Below are 19,509 nucleotides of genomic sequence, written 5' to 3'. Positions count from 1 at the left end.
CATTATAAACTAAAAAGCCATTCGCAAAACGAATGGCTTTTTTAATGTCTTTAATTGCAATAATCAGGAAATAGTTCTAGTCTTGAAAAATAATTTGACATACCAACACCAAATTTACAAATAGCAAACTCACTCCCGAAACGAAAATGATCACATTTGCTATCTTTCGAGAGAACATCTCGAAAAAACCTTTAATACCAAATACCACGAAGGTAGTAAAGGAAATGAAAATTAAAATTTCCAAAAACAAATTTAATCCTAAGAACGTATTTTGCGCTTTGACTACAGCACTGTTTCTAAACAAAACAGCTCCATCAAAATAAATCACAAGAACAAATGATAATGCCAACGCAAAAAACAACCATCTGATCTGAACTACTAATTCCTTACTATTCATTGCAAATAAATTCATCTGGTAAATTTCAGGATAATTATCCTACATCACAATACCCACTTTTAGTGATTTTTGTAAAAAAATTACAACGAAGAATAACACCTAATTATAATTGAAAATCAATTTCAGTTTCAACTTAAACACCATTATAGTATATTTGTCAAAATTTAAAAAATGTCAAAAAATATCACCCCTTATAAAGACTCTGAATTAGGTAAAAAAGAACAAGTAGCAAAGATGTTTGATACTATTTCCGGAAACTACGACAATCTGAACCGCGTTATTTCTTTTGGCATTGACGTTAAATGGAGAAAGAAAGTTTTAAAAATAGTTACCAACACAAATCCTGAAACCATATTAGACATTGCAACAGGAACAGGGGATTTAGCTATTTTAATGGCAAATACCAGCGCTAAAAAAATTACCGGGCTAGACATCTCGGCAGGAATGCTGGAAGTGGGAGTAAAAAAGATTGCACAAAAAAATCTATCTAACAGGATAGAAATGATTTTAGGTGACTCTGAGAACATCCCTTTTGAAGACAATTATTTTGATGCCATCACAGTTGCTTTTGGGGTTCGAAATTTTGAAAACCTGGAAAAAGGATTAGCCGAAATATTGCGCGTACTAAAACCAAACGGAACCTTTGTTATTTTAGAAACTTCGGTACCAGACAAAACACCTTACAAACAAGGTTATCATTTTTACAGCAACAACATCCTTCCTATTATAGGCAAATTATTCTCGAAAGACAATGTTGCTTACGGCTATTTGTCTGAATCAGCAGCAGCCTTTCCTTATGGAGAAGCACTAAACAATATTTTAAGAAAAATTGGGTTTATAGATGTAAAAGCTATGCCACAAACTTTTGGGGTAGCCACCATTTATGTTGCATCAAAAAAATAACCTAAGTCCACTCTAAAATGAAAAAAATAGTCTTCTTTATTTTACTACTACTGTGTTTCAAAGGTCATTCACAGTCTAAAAGTATGTTCAGTAAAGACCCTATTATCAATTTAGAGAATTTTCAAAAACAACGCGTGTATTTTGGATACTATTTAGGTTTTAACTCATTCGATTTCAAAATAGATTATAAAACCGTAGGCCCTGACATTCAGGTAAAAAAATCTACAGGTTTTAATGTGGGAGTGGTTGCCGATTTAAAACTTCAGGAATACATTAACCTTCGTTTTGAACCGGGTTTATATTACACTAAAAGAACACTGAATTATCCTAATTTCACCAGAGAAATTGATGCCGTCAGAGACGTAAACAGCACTTACATCCATTTTCCTTTACTATTAAAATTCTCCTCATTGCGCACCGGAAATATTCGCCCTTATCTTGTAGGTGGATTATCAACTACCTTAAATTTATCGGGGAATTCAAAATCAATAGACGATAATGTGCAACAAAAATTCAGGGTAAAACCATGGAGTACGAGTTATGAATTAGGATTTGGAATTGATTTTTTCTCCGAATATTTCATATTCTCACCATCCATAAGAGGTTGTTTTAGCCTTAAAGACGAACTCATTAGAGACAACGATCCTAATAGTCCATGGACTAGCAATATTGAATCACTTAAAAGCAGAGCTGTCTTTATTAACTTTACTTTTCATTAAAATATTTTAGGACAGATTTCGTTTAAATTCGCTCAAAATAATTGCTGTTGCAGTAGCCACATTCAGACTTTCTGTTTTTTGCAAATCGCCAAAACGAGGAATCGAAATTCTATTTTTGATTAAATTTTCAATTCCTTCCGAAATACCATTGGCTTCATTTCCCATAACAATCACACCTTCCTGAGACAAACTGCTTTTATACACATTTTCGCCATCCATAAAAGTTCCGAAAACAGGCAATTTAGTTTGAGAAATATATTCCTCCAAATTAACATAAGCTACACAAACCCTGGTAATAGACCCCATAGTTGCCTGAACCACTTTTGGATTATATATATCAACCGTTTCTTTAGAACAAACTACTTGTTTGATTCCAAACCAATCACACAAACGCAAAATAGTCCCCAGATTACCCGGATCCCTTATATCATCTAATGCGATAATCAAACCTGAATTTATAATTTCTTTTTCTTGGGGAATTTTAAAAACAGCCAAACAACTGTTAGGAGTTGCCAATGCGCTAATTTTTTTCAAATCATTCTCATGGATTAATGATTTTTTGACACTTGAAACCTCTTCAAAATCAAATTGTGTCGTGTACAAATGTTCTAATTCAAAATTAGATTGTAAAAGTTCCTGAATCACTTTTACACCTTCGGCAAAAAATAATTGATTGCTAATTCTATACTTTTTTTGCTGTAAACTAGTTATAAGTTTTATTTGGTTTTTACTAACCATAAAAATATGTACTTTTGAATTAAATATTTTAAACCTCTTGAAAAAAATTTCAGCAAAAATATCACTATTTATTCTAATAGGAATAATTATATCTGCCTGTAACGCCGAAAAAAGAGTTCCGGACGGCAAACAACTCCTTATTAAAAATCAAATTTTGGTAAATGGTAAAAAAATCAATAACGAAGACGTTCATAATCAATTGTACCAAAAGCCAAACAGCAGCATATTAGGCTACCGTTTAAGACTGAATTTATACAATTTAGCCAATCTAAATCCCGATTCAACATATCAGGCTAAATTCACCAAGCATCCGGGAAAATATGAACGACAGGCAAAATGGCTTTCTGCTAAACAAGTGGACAGGCTGGGACAATCTTTTTTGTATCATGGAATTCATGATTTCTTAAAAAAAACAGGAGAACCCCCAGTTATTATTGATTCTGTTAAAACACAAAAATCACTTTCAAGACTTAAATATTATTATTTCAACAACGGTTTTTTCAATGTAGAAGCCGACTATGAACACGATTCTGTAAGTTTAAAAAGAGGAAAAATAAAATACAATATCACCACTCATAATGCTTATTTTTTAGATTCGATAAAAGCCACTATTAGCTCTCCTGCCTTAGATTCTTTGTATAATATCAGCAAGGAAAACTCACTAATTAAATCAGGAAAACAATACAAAACAATAGATTTCTCAGACGAAAAAAATCGTATTGCAAGCTATTTTAGAAATCACGGAGCTTATTTTTTCCAGCCCACATCTATTGTTTTTGATATAGATACCATTGAAAAAAAACACAAAGCCAATGTAAATGTAAACATTAGCGATTACAGCTATCAGGACAAAGATTCTACAAAAACCGAAACATTTAAATTATATAAAATTAGCAGTGTAGACATTTACACTGATTACGCACCTAATACCAGTAAACAAAACATCACCGACAGTATTTCCTATCAAAACTTCAATATCTATAGTAGAGAGAAATTGAAATACAGACCGCAAGCGATAACTGATGCCATTTTTATTTCTAAAGGTTCAGTATTTGCCGATTACAAAACTGTGTTGACTTCAAGATACCTTAGTAACCTTAAAATATTCAATCCACCAAGCATTCAATATGAAATAGATAAAAAGGATACGCTCAACAATTCTCTAATTGCTAAAATTTATCTGACACCAAGAAAAAAGTACAGTTTTCAGGCATCTTTTGACCTTACTCACTCTAACATTCAAGATATTGGAATTTCTTTCACTCCTTCGTTAACTATTCGAAATATTTTCAATGGAGCCGAAACATTAGAAATATCTACCCGTGCTAACATTGGTTCTTCCAAAGATTTAGCCAACCCTAACAACCAATTTTTCAACGTATCAGAATATGGAGTCGATTTCAAACTGAACTTCCCTAGAATATTTTTGCCTTTTTCTACCGAAAAAATCATCCCAAAAAGTATGATTCCATCTACCTTAATAGGTATTGGTTATGCTACGCAAAAAAACATTGGATTGGACAAAGAAAATTTCACAGGAACTTTTTCGTATAATTGGAATCCTAAAAGAAACAACACCGCGCGTTTTGACCTTTTAAACATTCAATTTGTACGTAACTTAAATTCTGAAAACTATTTCAATGTTTACGGTTCGTCATACAATGCGCTAAACGCAATTGGAAAAACATACATTACCAATCCGGATTATTTTAACGACAATAACGATTTAATAATAGAATCAGGGACCAGTGGTTTCATCAAAGATGCATTGGCCAGAAACACCGCTCCAACAATATCTGAAAAAGACTATGATGCGGTAAAAAGTATCGAAGAAAGAAGAGTCCGATTGACTGAAAACGATTTTATTCTGGCCACCAACTTTACTTTTAGCAAAACCACCAAAACCGATTTGGCCGACAATACTTTTTATCTTTTTAAAACCAAAATAGAATCGGCAGGTTCAGTATTATCTTTAATTTCGAATGCAACTAATCAAAAAACAAATCAAAACGGACACCATGAATTCTTTAATTTAGAATATTCTGAATATATCAAAACCGAATTTGATTATATCAAACATTGGGATTTAAACCACGAAAAAGTCTTAGCAGTACGAACGTTTTTTGGTATCGCAATTCCTTTTGGCAATTCTGATTACATTCCTTTTTCCCGAAGTTATTTCTCAGGTGGTTCTAATGACAATCGTGCCTGGCAACCCTATAGCCTGGGACCGGGAAGTAGCGGCGCCACCAATGACTTTAACGAAGCCAACATGAAAATTGCCCTTAGCTCTGAATACAGATTTAAAATTTTAGGCGATTTAAAAGGAGCCATATTTGCCGATGCCGGAAACATCTGGAATGTTTTTGATAATGTAACCGATGAAAAATCAACATTTAAAAATTTTTCCAGTTTAAAAGATATCGCTTTAGGTTCTGGTTTTGGTCTTAGATATGATTTAAACTTCTTTGTAGTTCGCTTTGATTTTGGTTTTAAAACCTATAATCCAGCCGAAGAAACAGGCAAAAAATGGTTTAGAGAATACAACTTTGGACACTCCGTTTTAAATTTTGGGATAAATTATCCATTCTAATGCTAATAAATTCTTATTTTTGCGGTCTTAATCTAAAAACTAAAAATCTAACTAAAAACAAAAAACAAAATGGGACACAACATTAAAGCTGGTGTAGCAACTGGTGATCAAGTACAGGAAATTTTCAATTATGCCAAAGAAAAAGGATTTGCACTTCCTGCTGTAAACGTTACAGGATCTGACACAATTAATGGTGTACTTGAAACAGCTGCAAAATTAAACGCACCGGTTATTATCCAATTCTCAAACGGAGGAGCACAATTTAATGCGGGAAAAGGACTTTCTAATGCGGGAGAAAAAGCAGCGATTGCCGGAGCGATTGCCGGAGCAAAAAGCATCCACACTTTAGCAGAAGCTTACGGAGCAACTGTAATTTTACATACTGACCACTGTGCAAAAAAATTATTGCCTTGGATTGATGGTTTATTAGATGCATCTGAAGAGCATTTTGCTGCAACTGGAAAATCATTATTCAGTTCTCACATGATTGACTTATCAGAAGAGCCAATCGAAGAAAACATCGAAATTTGCAAAACTTACTTAGAAAGAATGAGCAAAATAGGGATGACATTAGAAATCGAACTTGGAATTACAGGTGGTGAGGAAGATGGTGTTGACAACTCTGATGTAGACAGCTCAAAATTATACACTCAACCAGAAGAAGTAGCTTATGCTTACGAAGAATTATCTAAAGTAAGTCCTAAATTCACTATTGCTGCTGCTTTTGGAAACGTTCACGGGGTTTACAAACCAGGAAACGTAAAATTGACTCCAAAAATCTTAAAAAACTCTCAAGATTTCGTTCAAGCTAAATTCAACACTGGACACAACCCGGTTGATTTTGTTTTCCACGGTGGATCAGGTTCAACTCTAGAGGAAATCAGAGAAGGAATTAGCTACGGTGTAATCAAAATGAACATTGATACTGACTTACAATTTGCTTTCACTGAAGGAATTCGTGATTTCATGGTAAACAACATTGATTACTTAAAAACTCAAATTGGTAACCCAACTGGTGCTGATGCTCCAAACAAAAAATATTACGATCCAAGAAAATGGTTACGTGAAGGAGAAGTTACTTTCAATGCGAGACTTGAGCAAGCTTTTGCTGACTTGAACAACGTAAATACACTATAAATTTTAGATTGCAGATTTTAGATTTTAGATTTCTTGAAGTCTAAAATCTAAAATCTTAAGTCTAAAATCTAAAATCTAAAAAAATGGCTTGGTTTAAAAGACACGAAAAAGGAATCACAACTCCTACCGAACAGAAAATGGATGTTCCAAAAGGACTTTGGTACAAATCTCCTACTGGAAAAATTATTGATGCCGAAGAGCTGGAACGTAACTTATTTGTAAGCCCTGAAGATGGTTTTCACGTAAGAATAAGTAGTGCTACTTATTTCCAAATCTTATTCGACAACAATGAGTTTACTGAATTAGACCCAAACATCACTTCTAAAGATCCTTTGCACTTTGTGGATACAAAGAAATACTCGGAGCGTTTAAAAGATGTTATGGAAAAAACCAAACTGAAAGACGCTGTGCGTACCGGAGTTGGAAAATCCAAAGGGAAAGATGTAGTAATTTGTTGTATGGACTTTGCCTTTATCGGAGGTTCTATGGGAGCTGTAGTAGGTGAAAAAATCGCCAGAGGTATTGATTATGCCATCAAACACAAATTACCTTTTGTGATGATATCAAAATCAGGAGGAGCCAGAATGATGGAAGCTGCTTATTCTTTAATGCAATTAGCCAAAACATCTGTAAAACTAGCTCAATTATCTGAAGCGAAATTACCTTACATTTCTTTGTGTACCGACCCAACTACTGGAGGAACAACTGCTTCTTACGCTATGTTAGGAGACATCAACATCGCTGAACCTGGTGCCTTAATTGGATTTGCCGGACCACGTGTTGTAAAAGATACTACAGGTAAAGATTTACCGGAAGGTTTCCAAACTGCAGAATTCCTTTTAGAACACGGTTTCTTAGACTTTATCACGCCTAGAAAAGAATTAAAAGACAAGATCAACTTGTATATTGATTTGATTCAAAACAACGAAATTAGATAATTTTCGAATTTCTATAAATACAAAATCCCATTTGCTAAAATAATTGCAGATGGGATTTTTTATATTCAAAACAAATCAAAGATTAATTCCCAAATAAAGATTCTGCTTTCTGAAATCTAATCCCGAAGCTATCGGGACTGCAATCTAAAATCACATCCCCGTTCTAATTGCCTCTACAGGATCTAGTCTTGAAGCCGAAATAGCTGGTAAAATACCGGAAATCAACCCTATAATTCCGGCTAATCCGGTTCCTAAAAGTATATTACCCAAGCTTAAAACAAATTCAAAATCCAAAGCTTTGGTTAAACCAAAGGCAATTCCCCAAACCAACAATAAACCGATTGCCCCACCGATAACCGACAAAATAATCGCTTCGAATAAAAACTGAAACAGGATGAATCTATTTTTAGCACCTAATGATTTTTGGATTCCAATTAAATGTGTGCGTTCTTTTACCGAAACAAACATAATATTTGCAATTCCGAAACCACCTACCAAAAGAGAAAAACCACTTATCACCCAACCTCCCAACTTCATACTGCCAATGATCCCATCTATCAAATCAGTAAATCCAGAAAAAACATTAATGAAAAAATTGTCAATTTCTCCAGCTTTAACTCCTCTATAAGCACGGAGTTTTTGCGAAATCTCAGCCTTATACTCCTCCATATCCACCCCATCAACCGGCTTGAAAATAATCACATTGGTGAGTGAAGTATTATTGTCTCCAAACTTTTGTCGGACAAAATTAACCGGAATAAATACCGCCGAATCATTACTATTACCAAAAAGTCCCGCTCCTTTTTTAGCGAGAACCCCAATAACAGTAAAGCGCTGCCCATAAAGCCTCACATCTTTTCCTATTGGATCAGCATCTTCAAATAAATTAGTCGCAATATCATTTCCCAGCACAATAACCTTAGTTGCTGAATTAGCCTCCGATTCAGTATAAAATCGTCCTTTTTCAAATTCAAGTCCCTGAATATCTATAAATTCATGAGAAACCGGAACAATATTTACATCGCTCACAATCTTAGAATCGTATTTAATATTTTCCATCTTGGTGAAAATTTGATAACCCAATTCGGCAGTATTAGTCATTGCGCCTTTCAGATAAATATACTCATCATATTTCACATTTGGGAACTGTTCTCTTTTCCATTTTGGAATATCTGAAGGCCCAAAAGAGAATTTCATTAAATAAATAGTATTCTTGTCCAGACCACTCAAGTCACTGGCAATTCTTCTGTCTAATGAATCCACGGCAGCCAATACGGCTATAATAGAAAAGATTCCAATAGTCACCCCAAGCAAAGAAAGAAGCGTTCTTAACTTATTATTTCGCAGTGCATTTAGCGCAAAAGCAAAACTTTCTTTCAACAATCGAAGATATAGCAGCATAAAAACTATTTTTAACAAGGTAAAATTCTGTAAATATTATTCAAAAACCTAATACAAAAGACATTTAACATCATAAAACACAGCTATTTTGCTATGATTTTAAAAAAGCACAACTAAATGCAAATTATCTCTTTTCCAGATAGCTTAATTTTCACATTAAAAAACTATTTTTGCATTTTATAATTAAAACTATACATGAGCACATCTAAAACAATTCAATCTGCATTAATTTCGGTTTTTTCGAAAGAAGGTCTTGAGCCTATTGTTAAATTTTTACACAGTCAAAATGTTACTCTTTATTCAACAGGAGGAACAGAAGACTTTATAAAGAATTTAGGCATTCCTGTAGTACCAGTTGAAGAGGTTACTTCTTACCCATCAATCCTTGGAGGAAGAGTAAAAACATTACACCCTAAAGTTTTTGGAGGAATCCTAAACCGTCAGGACAATGAAAGTGATGTGCAACAAATGGAAGAATTCAACATTCCACAAATTGATTTAGTTATAGTTGACTTGTATCCATTCGAAAAAACAGTTGCTTCAGGAGCTAGTGAAGCTGATATCATTGAAAAAATTGACATCGGTGGAATTTCATTAATCCGTGCTGCTGCTAAAAATTTCAAAGACACTGTAATTGTGCCTTCAATGAATGAATACAGCTTGTTCTTAGACTTGATTACAAAACAAAACGGAGCAACAACTCTTGAAGACAGAAAATTATTAGCTACTAAAGCTTTCCACGTATCTTCTCATTACGATGGAGCTATTTTCAGCTATTTTAATACTGACGAAACTATCTATAAAGCAAGTATTGCTAATGGTCAGGTATTGCGTTACGGAGAAAACCCACACCAAAAAGGATTCTTCTTTGGAGATTTTGACGCCATGTTCCAAAAATTACACGGAAAAGAATTATCATACAACAACTTATTAGATGTAGATGCTGCAGTTAATTTGATTAACGAATTCAAAACTGACGGACCTACATTTGCCATATTAAAACACAACAATGCTTGCGGATTAGCTTCAAGAAAAACAATTAGCGAAGCTTACTTAGCAGCATTAGCTTGCGACCCTACATCAGCCTTTGGAGGAGTATTAATTTCGAATACTACAATTGATGTAGCAACAGCAGCAGAAATCAACAAATTATTCTGTGAGGTTGTAATTGCTCCGGCTTATGATGCTGAGGCTGTAACTATTTTACAAGAAAAGAAAAACAGAATTATTTTAGTTCAAAATGATGTTGAATTACCACAAAAACAAGTTCGTACTTGTCTTAACGGATTGTTAATTCAAGAAAGAAACAACATCACAGACAATAAAAAAGATTTAACTACCGTTACCATTACAAGTCCAACCGAACAGGAAATCGAAGATTTAATTTTTGCTTCTAAAATTTGTAAAAACACTAAATCTAACACAATTGTTTTCGCTAAAAACGGAACTTTAATCTCATCTGGAACAGGTCAAACTTCAAGAGTAGACGCTCTACAACAAGCTGTTGAAAAAGCAAAACATTTTGGATTTGATTTAACTGGAGCTTCTATGGCAAGTGATGCCTTCTTCCCTTTCCCAGACTGTGTAGCTCTTGCAAAAGAGGCTGGGATCACAGCGGTTATTCAACCAGGAGGTTCAATTAAAGACCAATTAAGCATTGACTATTGTAACGAAAATAATTTGGCAATGGTATTTACAGGAACGCGTCATTTCAAACATTAATTTGATTAACTTTGTACGCTCCTAATTTTTAACTTATAAACCCTTAAAAAACTTATGGGATTTTTTGATTTCATGACCGAGGATATTGCGATAGACCTTGGTACCGCAAACACACTAATCATTCACAATGACAAGGTAGTTATTGATAGCCCGTCAATCGTTGCCAGAAACCGAATAACGGGAAAAATCATTGCTGTTGGTAAAGAAGCCAACCTAATGCAAGGTAAAACGCATGAAAACATTAAGACGATAAGGCCTTTAAAAGACGGTGTAATTGCTGATTTTGATGCATCAGAGCAAATGATAAAAATGTTTATCAACAGTATCCCTGCATTGAAAAAAAGAATGTTTACTCCTGCTTTAAGAATGGTGGTTTGTATTCCTTCCGGAATTACCGAAGTTGAGATGAGAGCCGTAAAAGAATCTTGTGAGCGTGTAAACGGAAAAGAAGTTTACCTGATTCATGAGCCAATGGCAGCCGCAATCGGTATTGGAATAGACATCATGCAACCTAAAGGAAACATGATTGTTGACATCGGAGGTGGTACTACTGAAATTGCTGTAATTGCTTTAGGTGGGATTGTATGTGATAAATCAGTAAAAATTGCCGGTGACGTTTTCACTAATGATATCGTTTACTATATGCGTACGCAACATAACTTATTTGTTGGAGAAAGTACTGCTGAAAAAATAAAAATACAAATTGGTGCTGCCATTGAAGATTTAGAAACTCCTCCAGAAGATATGTCTGTACAAGGTCGAGATTTGTTAACTGGAAAACCAAAACAAGTGGATGTTTCTTATAGAGAAATTGCTAAAGCTTTAGACAAATCTATCCAAAGGATTGAAGATGCTGTAATGGAAACTTTGTCTCAAACCCCTCCTGAATTAGCTGCTGACATCTACAACACAGGGATTTACCTTGCGGGTGGAGGTTCTATGCTTAGAGGATTAGACAAACGTATTTCTCAAAAAACTGACTTACCTGTATACATTGCAGAAGATCCATTAAGAGCAGTAGTTAGAGGAACAGGAATGGCGTTGAAAAACATTGGAAAATTCAAAAGTATTTTAATAAAATAAAATTTCTAAAGTAATTTTATAGCTTAATAATTTATAAGATTAACATTGAAATACATTATTAGCATATCCTGAAATTAATAATCAAACAAGAGAATGCAGCAAATATTTAATTTTATATTCAAAAACAGTACTGGAATACTGTTTTTGCTGTTATTAAGCATATCGTTATCACTTACGATACAGTCTCATTCTTTTCATAAAAGCAGAATCATTAGTTCTGCAAATTTCTTAACAGGAGGTGTTTATGAAGAAATCAATAGCTTTACCGAATACTTAAATCTTAAAACAGAAAACGATGCTCTGGCACTTGAAAACGCCAGACTTAAAAGCATCCTTTTCAACACTAAAGATACCACAACTATAGAAAAACCACAGAACCTTAAAGGTGTTGCCCCGGATGACATTGTAGTATCAAAAGTGATTCACAACTCTTATAATACCCATGAAAACTTCCTGACTTTAAACTCCGGCGCAAACGACGGGGTTAAACCAGATATGGGAGTTATCAATAGTTTAGGTATTGTTGGTATTATTGACAGAACCTCTGCTAAATACTCAACTGTTGTAAGTATCTTAAATACTAAATCACAGATTAATGCCAAAATCAAAAAATCAAATCACTTTGGCTCATTAACCTGGAATGGCAAAAGCACTGGTTATGTTCAATTAGTTGATGTTCCCAGACTGGCTTCAGTTAGAAAAGGAGATACAATTGTAACCGGAGGACAATCGGTAATTTTCCCTGAAGGAATAAACATTGGAACAGTTGACAAAGTTTACAAGGAAGAGGAAACTAATTATTACGTTTTAAATATTAAACTATTTAATGATATGACTAATTTAGGTCATGTTTACATCATTAAAAGCAAAGACAGGGACGAAGTTAATAATTTAGAAAAAGAAATTAAAAAAGATGAGTAGCACTTTTTTCATCAATATTTTAAGGTTTATTTTATTATTAACCCTTCAAATAGTCATATTCAACAACATGACTTTTTTAGGTTTTATAATGCCATTACCTTATATTCTTTTTATCATTTTATACCCTGTAAACTCCAATAAACCAACTTTAATAATAAGTAGTTTTTTACTGGGTTTGATTATGGATTTATTTTCCAACTCTGGCGGAATCCATACCACAGCCTGTTTAATTTTAGCCTATTACAGACCTTATCTATTTAAATTTGCATTTGGTGTCAGTTACGAATACCAAACCATAAAACTAAACGAATCCATAACTCCCGAACGATTTTCATTTATACTTCTGGCAGTTGTAATACATCATTTTACGCTGTTCATATTAGAAGCTTTTCAAGTGACTTTCATTTTCGATATTCTAATCAGAACCTTACTGAGTACCATATTCACAATCATTAGTTGTATTATAATAATATATCTTATTAAGCCTAACAAACGATGAGAAAACTTCTGCTGCCTTCTATCATTATTGTTGCAGCATCCTTGCTACTAATTCGGATTTTTTATTTGCAGGTAATTAATGATACTTTCAAATTAAAATCAGAAAACAACGCTATTAAAATACAATACGAATATCCTGAAAGAGGCTATATCTACGATAGAAACGGGAAACTTTTAGTAGCTAACCAGGCTTCTTATGACATCATGGTCATTCCAAGGGATATAAAGAATTTAGACACCTTAGAATTTTGCCAGTTATTAGATATTACGAAAGAAGATTTTTTAAAAAAAATAGCCAAAGCTAAAATCTATAGTCCGCGACTGCCTTCAGTTTTCTTAGCGCAATTAAACAAAAGCGAATATGCCGCTTTTCAGGAAAAAATCAGAAAGTTTGAAGGTTTTTATGTCCAAAAACGTTCACTACGTGATTACGAAGTAGATTTTGGCGCTAATATCTTTGGTTCTATAGTTCAGGTAAATGACAAAATCATTGAAAAAAATCCATATTATAAAAGTGGCGATTTAATAGGAAAACAAGGAGTCGAAGAATACTACGAAGAAATTTTACGCGGAATAAAAGGAGTTAAATATTTCCAAAAAGACAAATACAACCGTGAAATAGGCTCTTATAAAAACGGTAAATACGATACCATTTCCGTACAGGGAGAAGACATCAATCTAACCATTGATGCCGAAATCCAACGCTATGGAGAACAATTGATGGTTAACAAAAGAGGAGGTATTGTAGCTATAGAACCAAAAACAGGAGAAATTCTAGCATTAGTTACTGCTCCGTCTTATGATCCGGGAATTTTGGTAGGCAGACAGCGTTCTAAAAACTATACGCTTTTGTATCACGATTCGATTGCAAAACCATTATACGACAGAGGTTTATTAGCCGAATACCCTCCAGGATCTCCATTTAAACTACTTACCGGATTAGTAGCCCTGCAAGAAGGTGCCATCGATGAGCAAACCACCGTTTTTTGTCACCATGGTTTCAGTTATGCCAGAGGACGATTTATGAGATGTCACTGTCATGGAGGTGCTTTGCAATTGCATCGCGGAATATACGAATCCTGTAATGCTTATTTTGGAACAGCTTATATGCGAACCATTAATAAGTATGTAAAACCTGCTTATGCAGTTGACGTTTGGAGCAGTCACGTTAAGAGTTTTGGTCTTGGCCAATTTATGGGCTATGACTTACCAACAGGAAGAAAAGGAAGCATTCCGACCTCAAAAACCTACAAACGTATTTATCCTAACGGAGGATGGAGAAGCACCGCCATTGTTTCGAATGCTATTGGACAAGGGGAAGTTTTGGCAACTCCAATTCAACTTGCTAATATGATGGCCACCATTGCTAACAAAGGTTATTATTACACTCCTCATATTATTAAGAAAATAAAAGGAGAACAAATTGATCCAAAATTCAAAGTTAAACACAAAGCAACTATTGATAAAAAATATTTCGACCCTATAATAAGCGGATTATTCGATGTATACAACTTAGGAACCGCAAGAGGACTTAGAGTTGATGGAATTGATATTTGTGGAAAAACAGGAACGGCTGAAAACTTTGCAAGAATCGGAGGTAAAAAAGTACAACTAGAAGATCACTCTATCTTTGTGGCATTTGCACCAAAAGACAATCCGAAAATTGCCATTGCAGTTCTTGTTGAAAACGGAGGATTTGGAGCTTCGATAGCGGGTCCAATAGCGAGTTTGATGATTGAGAAATATTTGAGAAAAAAAATCACCAGAACTGATTTAGAAAAAAGAATTCTTGAAAAAAGCTTAAGGGACGAATATGCTAAATTAGGCGGAATGAAAGAAGCTAGCACTATTGAAACCACACCAAAAGATTCGATACGCAAATACAACGAAGTTAAAACAAATTCGGCAATAGATACTACTAAGAAAAAAACTAATTAAGAGATTCATTTACTGATGAAAAATCAAAGTGTAAAAAAAAATATTGACTGGATATGTGTTATTATTTATAGCACCTTGGTGATTTTAGGATGGTTGAATATCTATTCTTCGTCTCTATCATCTCTTGAAGACACTTTTCAAAAGCAATTAATATTTATTGCATTAACAATTCCTTTGATTTTCGTAATCGTATCTGTCGATGCTAAATTTTATGAAAAATATGCCAGTGTTATTTATATCATAGGTTTACTATCACTTGCAGGTTTATTTGTTTTTGGTAAAACAATTAAAGGACAAACTAACTGGTATTCATTTGGATCCTTTGGTTTACAGCCATCTGAATTTGTAAAAACAGCAACAGCATTGGCAATTGCCAAATATTTAAGTGATAGCCAGATCAATTTAAAAGACACCAACAAGCAAATGCAGGTTCTTGCTATCTTAGGCTTACCTATATTGCTGATAATTCCTCATGACCCCGGGAGTGCATTAATCTATACCATTTTCCTAATTGTTTTGTATCGCGAAGGTTTACCGGCCTGGTACATCTGGACCGGATTTATAGCTATCACCTTATTTGTATTCACCTTAATATTCGAACCACAATATGTTATATTAATGGCTTTAATAGGCATACTTCTTGTTTATTGGAGGTCAAGATTAGCCGATAGAAACATTATAGCTAGCAGTATTATATTTGTACTTATTTCAGGTTTCGTCTTGTCAGTAAACTATGTTTTCGAAAATGTTTTTAAACAACACCACAGGGATCGTTTTAACATCTTACTTGGTAAAACCGTCGATTTAAAAGGTATTGGTTATAACACCAATCAATCTGAAATTGCCATTGGATCAGGTGGGTTATTTGGGAAAGGCTTTCTCGAAGGAACACAAACTAAGGGAGGTTTTGTCCCTGAACAGCACACCGATTATATCTTTACCACTGTAGGTGAAGAATGGGGCTTTATAGGTTCATTAGTTGTAATTGGGTTATTTGTAACCTTATTTCTAAGAATTATTTTTTTAGCAGAGAGACAAAAAACAAAATTCAGTAGAGTATACGGTTATTGTACCGCCGGAATTTTATTCATCCACTTCTTTGTAAATATCGCTATGGTAATTGGAATTTTCCCGACTATTGGTGTACCGTTGCCTTTCTTTTCGTATGGTGGTTCCGGTCTGTGGGGATTTACAATTTTACTTTTTATATTCCTTAAAATGGACGCTAATAAGGTAAACGAATGGTAATTATTTCTTGGCTAACAAATCTATTTTGAAAGCCAGGAATTCAAATTCACATTCTTCTCTAAGCTATTTTCTAATCGATCTTCCAGCCTAGGAAAAAAATCAATTCCAGTAATCGATTCTAATTTATCAACGGAAACTACATATTCAAAAATGGCTTTGCTACTTTTTTCATTGGGCACCAAGAAAGCAATCATCTTGTAATTCCCATTTGAGTTGCTAAGCAAGACTTTATAAAAGTATTTCGGAACAAGAACATCTTCTTTACCAATTGATTCCAAATTGCCTTTTAAAACACCACCTGTAACCACGAACAGACCATCATACTTAACAGCCCAAAAGCGAGTTTTTTGTTCTAATCTGTTCCAAATACCGCCGTTAAAATCACGATTTTGCGGACTTATATTTGAAGTAAAAAAAGTATCGTTATAAGCGTTTATATTAAATTCCATATCGGCAGCCGGACATAAATGCCCTTTATCATAACCTGATTTTTTATAGTTTCTCCAATCGGCTGATTGAGTTGTCACCTTTGGATCTTCAATAAAAAAAGGACGTTTAAAATCGCTCCTTTTGATATAATCCTTCTTTAACTCATAAGCCACCCACTCTGCCTGTTCTGCTTTTTCGTTATATGATAAAGTATAATATCGATGCTTTACAATTTGCGAAGTAGTCGATGTAGGCAAATAGAAATTCAAATCTTTATTAGTTTTATTCGAATCAGAATTTTGCACTTCTACATTTGTCGAACTCAAAAAAACAACTCCTAAAACAATTGTACTCAAAAAAATTCTACTATTCATTGGATTAATTTTAATAAAAAACGCTCTGAAAATTAAATTAATTCCCAGAGCGGTTTTCCTTTATCGCTAAAAGTTTTCTAAAATGTTTTAGCCAACTTTTCTTTTTTTAATTTACTTACCGGAAGTGCAGTATTCTTCAAATTCACTTTAGTTTGCAAATCATCCAAAACATTCAACGCCTCTTCCACATAAATATCTTTAGACAAACTTTCGTGCCAACGATCTCTCTTTTCTTTCAAAACATTGTCCTTAGTTATTTGCTCCATTTCATAAGGCAAGGAAGTAAACTTCAATTCATTTTTATAATCAAAAATAGGTTTGAATTTTTTAGCTTTCTCTTCAATCGCAGTTTGAGCTTTTCTAAACTTATCAATGTTTAAACTATATTCATTTTCCTCGCTTCTGGTATCAATCCATTTTGCATTTTCCTCAATCAATTTAAACTGTGGATTAGCAGCAATACGTTCTTTACTTTGTAAAATAGCTTTAGCAAAATTGGCGTTATTTTTCCAAACTGTATAATCAGCAGGATCTATTTTATCCCAAGGCATAGCATTTTCTACATCGCGTTCTCCCATTTTCAAATAAGAATAACGATCCGGCATCACCACATCACTGCTCACACCTTCTAATTGTGTAGAACCACCATTGATTCTATAAAATTTTTGAGTAGTTGTTTTAAGCGCTCCTAAATCGCCTAATTCATTGCTACGTACAAACTGATTCAAATCGATTACATTTTGAACTGTTCCTTTTCCATAGGTCTGTTTGCTACCAATAATAACTCCACGTTTATAGTCTTGAATTGCCGCTGCTAAAATCTCTGAAGCAGAAGCAGAAAAACTGTTTACCATAATTACTAAAGGCCCGTCCCACTCTATTTTTTTGTCCTTATCATACAAAACTTCTTTCTTTCTTCCAGCTGATTTAATCTGAACAATTGGCCCTTGCTCAATAAACAATCCCGCAATATCCACAACTGTAGACAAAGATCCACCACCATCATCACGAACGTCTAAAACAATTCCATCTACCTTAGCCTGTTTTAATCTCTCTACTTCTAAAGCAATATCTTTACCTGCGTCTCTACCGTCTTTGTTTTCAAAGTTGATATAAAATTTAGGCAAATAAATGATTCCGTATTTCAATCCGTTTTTATTAACGATACTTGATTTAGCATAAGTTTCTTCAATTTCAACAATATCTCTGATAATTGAAATTACTTTAATTGTCCCATCAACTTTTTTAATAGTTAAACGTACTTCAGTACCTTTTGGACCTTTGATTTTCTTCACTACATCATCAAGACGCATTCCTACAACATCAACTGGCTCAGCATTTCCCTGGGCTACTTTCATAACCAAATCCCCAGCTTCTAATTGTTTTCCTCTCCAGGCTGGTCCTCCCGAAATCAATTCAGAAATTTCAGTATACTCGTTTTTCTTTTGCAAACGGGCACCAATACCTTCCAATGTTCCGCTAATACTTACATCAAAACGCTCTTTTTCTTCTGGCGCAAAATAATTAGTATGAGGATCAAAACGAGCTGTAATAGAATTAATATAAACCGAAAACCAATCATTACGATCTAAATCTTTCATAAACCCAAAATATTCATCCAAAGATTTAGAAGTACTTTCACGCGTACTTTTTTCTAATTCTTCAAACGATTTTGGCTTACTATCCTCCTTAGAAACTTCTTTTTTAGTTGTTTCCACTGCATTGTCTTCAACTTCTTCTAAAGGGTTTAACGGAATTGAAGTCGCATCATTAGAAACTTTCCCTTTGTTTTCCTGCATTTTTAAACGATCCGTCAATGAAGAAAGAGTTGTCAATTTTAATTGTTTTCTCCAACGTTCTTTTAATTCGGCATTAGTTTTAGCATAAGGTGCTTTTTCATAATCCGTATTAAAACTTTCATCTACAGTATAATCAAAAGGAGTTTTTAAAATCTCTTTATACAAGCCTTGACTTTCCTTCATTCTTTGCATCAAACGCTCATAAGTCAAATTAAAAAAGGTCAAATCTTTATTAATTAACTCATCGTCTAACTCTAATTCATACTTCGAAAACTCATCAATATCCGATTGTAAAAAGAAACGCTTTGATGGATCTAAGGCCTGAATGTAATCTTTGTAAATTCCCTTAGAAAGATTATCATCAATAGTGGCAGGATTATAATGTCCTTTTTCAAGTACAAAAGTCAATAATTCTAAAAGTAATTTATCTTTATCAGGATCAGCCTCAGAAGCCGACTTTAATTTAAATGCAAACAGTGTTACCGATAAAAAAACAACGGCAAGAAGTATTTTATAATTTCTCTTCATAAGACTAATAATAGTATTCATCCAAAATTTTTAAACTAAGTTACGGGAAAAACCAAGTCAACAATGACAAGCCCTGCATAATTTTTTGTTAAAGATATAAAATTGTTTTTTTCTTAATCACAATAATCATGCAACTAAATAAA

Annotated in this window: 16 protein-coding genes; 11 read left to right on the top strand and 5 right to left on the bottom strand. The window is 33.8% G+C overall.

Features of this window, described 5'->3' with window-relative positions; all coding sequences use genetic code 11:
* Nucleotides 1-76 precede the first annotated feature (76 nt).
* The gene (locus EOD40_RS14785; RefSeq protein WP_231129641.1) at nt 77-412 is read right to left on the bottom strand and encodes a hypothetical protein; all 336 of its coding nucleotides are present in this window, start codon (nt 410-412) and stop codon (nt 77-79) included.
* 156 nt (nt 413-568) lie between these two features.
* On the opposite strand from EOD40_RS14785, the gene ubiE reads away from it, so the two are divergent.
* Both ubiE and porT read left to right on the top strand, forming a co-directional pair.
* Complete coding sequence (gene ubiE / locus EOD40_RS14780; protein ID WP_128196831.1) at nt 569-1,300, top strand: bifunctional demethylmenaquinone methyltransferase/2-methoxy-6-polyprenyl-1,4-benzoquinol methylase UbiE; 732 nt, start codon at nt 569-571, stop codon at nt 1,298-1,300.
* Nucleotides 1,301-1,317: 17 nt separating this feature from the next.
* Nucleotides 1,318-2,019 carry a type IX secretion/gliding motility protein PorT/SprT gene (porT, locus tag EOD40_RS14775; protein WP_128196829.1) on the top strand — a complete coding sequence of 234 codons (702 nt, stop codon included), beginning with the start codon at nt 1,318-1,320 and terminating at the stop codon, nt 2,017-2,019.
* Between the two features lie 6 nt (nt 2,020-2,025).
* On the opposite strand, the gene EOD40_RS14770 is transcribed toward porT, so the two are convergent.
* The gene (locus EOD40_RS14770) at nt 2,026-2,757 is read right to left on the bottom strand and encodes a TrmH family RNA methyltransferase (protein WP_128196827.1); all 732 of its coding nucleotides are present in this window, start codon (nt 2,755-2,757) and stop codon (nt 2,026-2,028) included.
* Nucleotides 2,758-2,794: 37 nt separating this feature from the next.
* Here EOD40_RS14770 and tamL point away from each other — a divergent pair, with 37 nt between their 5' ends.
* From tamL to accD, 3 genes are all read left to right on the top strand, one after another.
* Nucleotides 2,795-5,350: a translocation and assembly module lipoprotein TamL gene (gene tamL / locus EOD40_RS14765; protein WP_128196825.1), complete on the top strand. Its 2,556-nt coding sequence runs from the start codon at nt 2,795-2,797 to the stop codon at nt 5,348-5,350.
* A 69-nt stretch (nt 5,351-5,419) separates the two neighbouring features.
* Complete coding sequence (gene fbaA, locus EOD40_RS14760; RefSeq protein ID WP_128196823.1) at nt 5,420-6,487, top strand: class II fructose-bisphosphate aldolase; 1,068 nt, start codon at nt 5,420-5,422, stop codon at nt 6,485-6,487.
* A gap of 83 nt (nt 6,488-6,570) precedes the next feature.
* On the top strand, nt 6,571-7,425 hold the full coding sequence (gene accD / locus EOD40_RS14755; RefSeq protein ID WP_128196821.1) for an acetyl-CoA carboxylase, carboxyltransferase subunit beta: 855 nt from the start codon (nt 6,571-6,573) through the stop codon (nt 7,423-7,425).
* 150 nt (nt 7,426-7,575) lie between these two features.
* Here the strand turns inward: accD and EOD40_RS14750 are convergent, their stop codons facing one another.
* Nucleotides 7,576-8,826: an ABC transporter permease gene (locus EOD40_RS14750; RefSeq protein ID WP_128196819.1), complete on the bottom strand. Its 1,251-nt coding sequence runs from the start codon at nt 8,824-8,826 to the stop codon at nt 7,576-7,578.
* 195 nt (nt 8,827-9,021) lie between these two features.
* Between EOD40_RS14750 and purH the strand changes: the two genes are divergently transcribed.
* The 6 genes from purH (at nt 9,022) to rodA (ending at nt 16,236) form a co-directional block, all read left to right on the top strand.
* On the top strand, nt 9,022-10,548 hold the full coding sequence (gene purH, locus EOD40_RS14745; protein ID WP_128196817.1) for a bifunctional phosphoribosylaminoimidazolecarboxamide formyltransferase/IMP cyclohydrolase: 1,527 nt from the start codon (nt 9,022-9,024) through the stop codon (nt 10,546-10,548).
* 54 nt (nt 10,549-10,602) lie between these two features.
* Nucleotides 10,603-11,631, top strand: a complete 1,029-nt coding sequence (locus EOD40_RS14740; protein WP_026712801.1) for a rod shape-determining protein — start codon at nt 10,603-10,605, stop codon at nt 11,629-11,631.
* A gap of 93 nt (nt 11,632-11,724) precedes the next feature.
* Nucleotides 11,725-12,552 (top strand): rod shape-determining protein MreC, encoded by an 828-nt coding sequence (gene mreC, locus EOD40_RS14735; protein WP_128196815.1) that lies wholly within the window; start codon nt 11,725-11,727, stop codon nt 12,550-12,552.
* Nucleotides 12,545-13,051 carry a rod shape-determining protein MreD gene (locus EOD40_RS14730; RefSeq protein ID WP_128196814.1) on the top strand — a complete coding sequence of 169 codons (507 nt, stop codon included), beginning with the start codon at nt 12,545-12,547 and terminating at the stop codon, nt 13,049-13,051. The genes mreC and EOD40_RS14730 overlap by 8 nt, the downstream gene beginning before the upstream one ends.
* Nucleotides 13,048-14,988, top strand: coding sequence for a penicillin-binding protein 2 (gene mrdA / locus EOD40_RS14725; protein ID WP_128196812.1), 1,941 nt, complete (start codon nt 13,048-13,050; stop codon nt 14,986-14,988). The genes EOD40_RS14730 and mrdA overlap by 4 nt, the downstream gene beginning before the upstream one ends.
* 15 nt (nt 14,989-15,003) lie before the next feature.
* The gene (rodA, locus tag EOD40_RS14720) at nt 15,004-16,236 is read left to right on the top strand and encodes a rod shape-determining protein RodA (protein ID WP_128196810.1); all 1,233 of its coding nucleotides are present in this window, start codon (nt 15,004-15,006) and stop codon (nt 16,234-16,236) included.
* 20 nt (nt 16,237-16,256) lie between these two features.
* Here rodA and EOD40_RS14715 read toward each other — a convergent pair whose 3' ends face one another.
* Together EOD40_RS14715 and EOD40_RS14710 are read right to left on the bottom strand one after the other, a co-directional pair.
* Complete coding sequence (locus EOD40_RS14715) at nt 16,257-17,039, bottom strand: DNA/RNA non-specific endonuclease (protein ID WP_128196808.1); 783 nt, start codon at nt 17,037-17,039, stop codon at nt 16,257-16,259.
* A gap of 77 nt (nt 17,040-17,116) precedes the next feature.
* Nucleotides 17,117-19,387: a carboxy terminal-processing peptidase gene (locus tag EOD40_RS14710; protein ID WP_128196806.1), complete on the bottom strand. Its 2,271-nt coding sequence runs from the start codon at nt 19,385-19,387 to the stop codon at nt 17,117-17,119.
* Nucleotides 19,388-19,509: the final 122 nt, after the last annotated feature.

The sequence above is a fragment of the Flavobacterium sufflavum genome, assembly GCF_004016525.1.
Classification (GTDB): domain Bacteria; phylum Bacteroidota; class Bacteroidia; order Flavobacteriales; family Flavobacteriaceae; genus Flavobacterium; species Flavobacterium sufflavum.
This window is presented reverse-complemented; position numbering and strand designations above follow the sequence as displayed.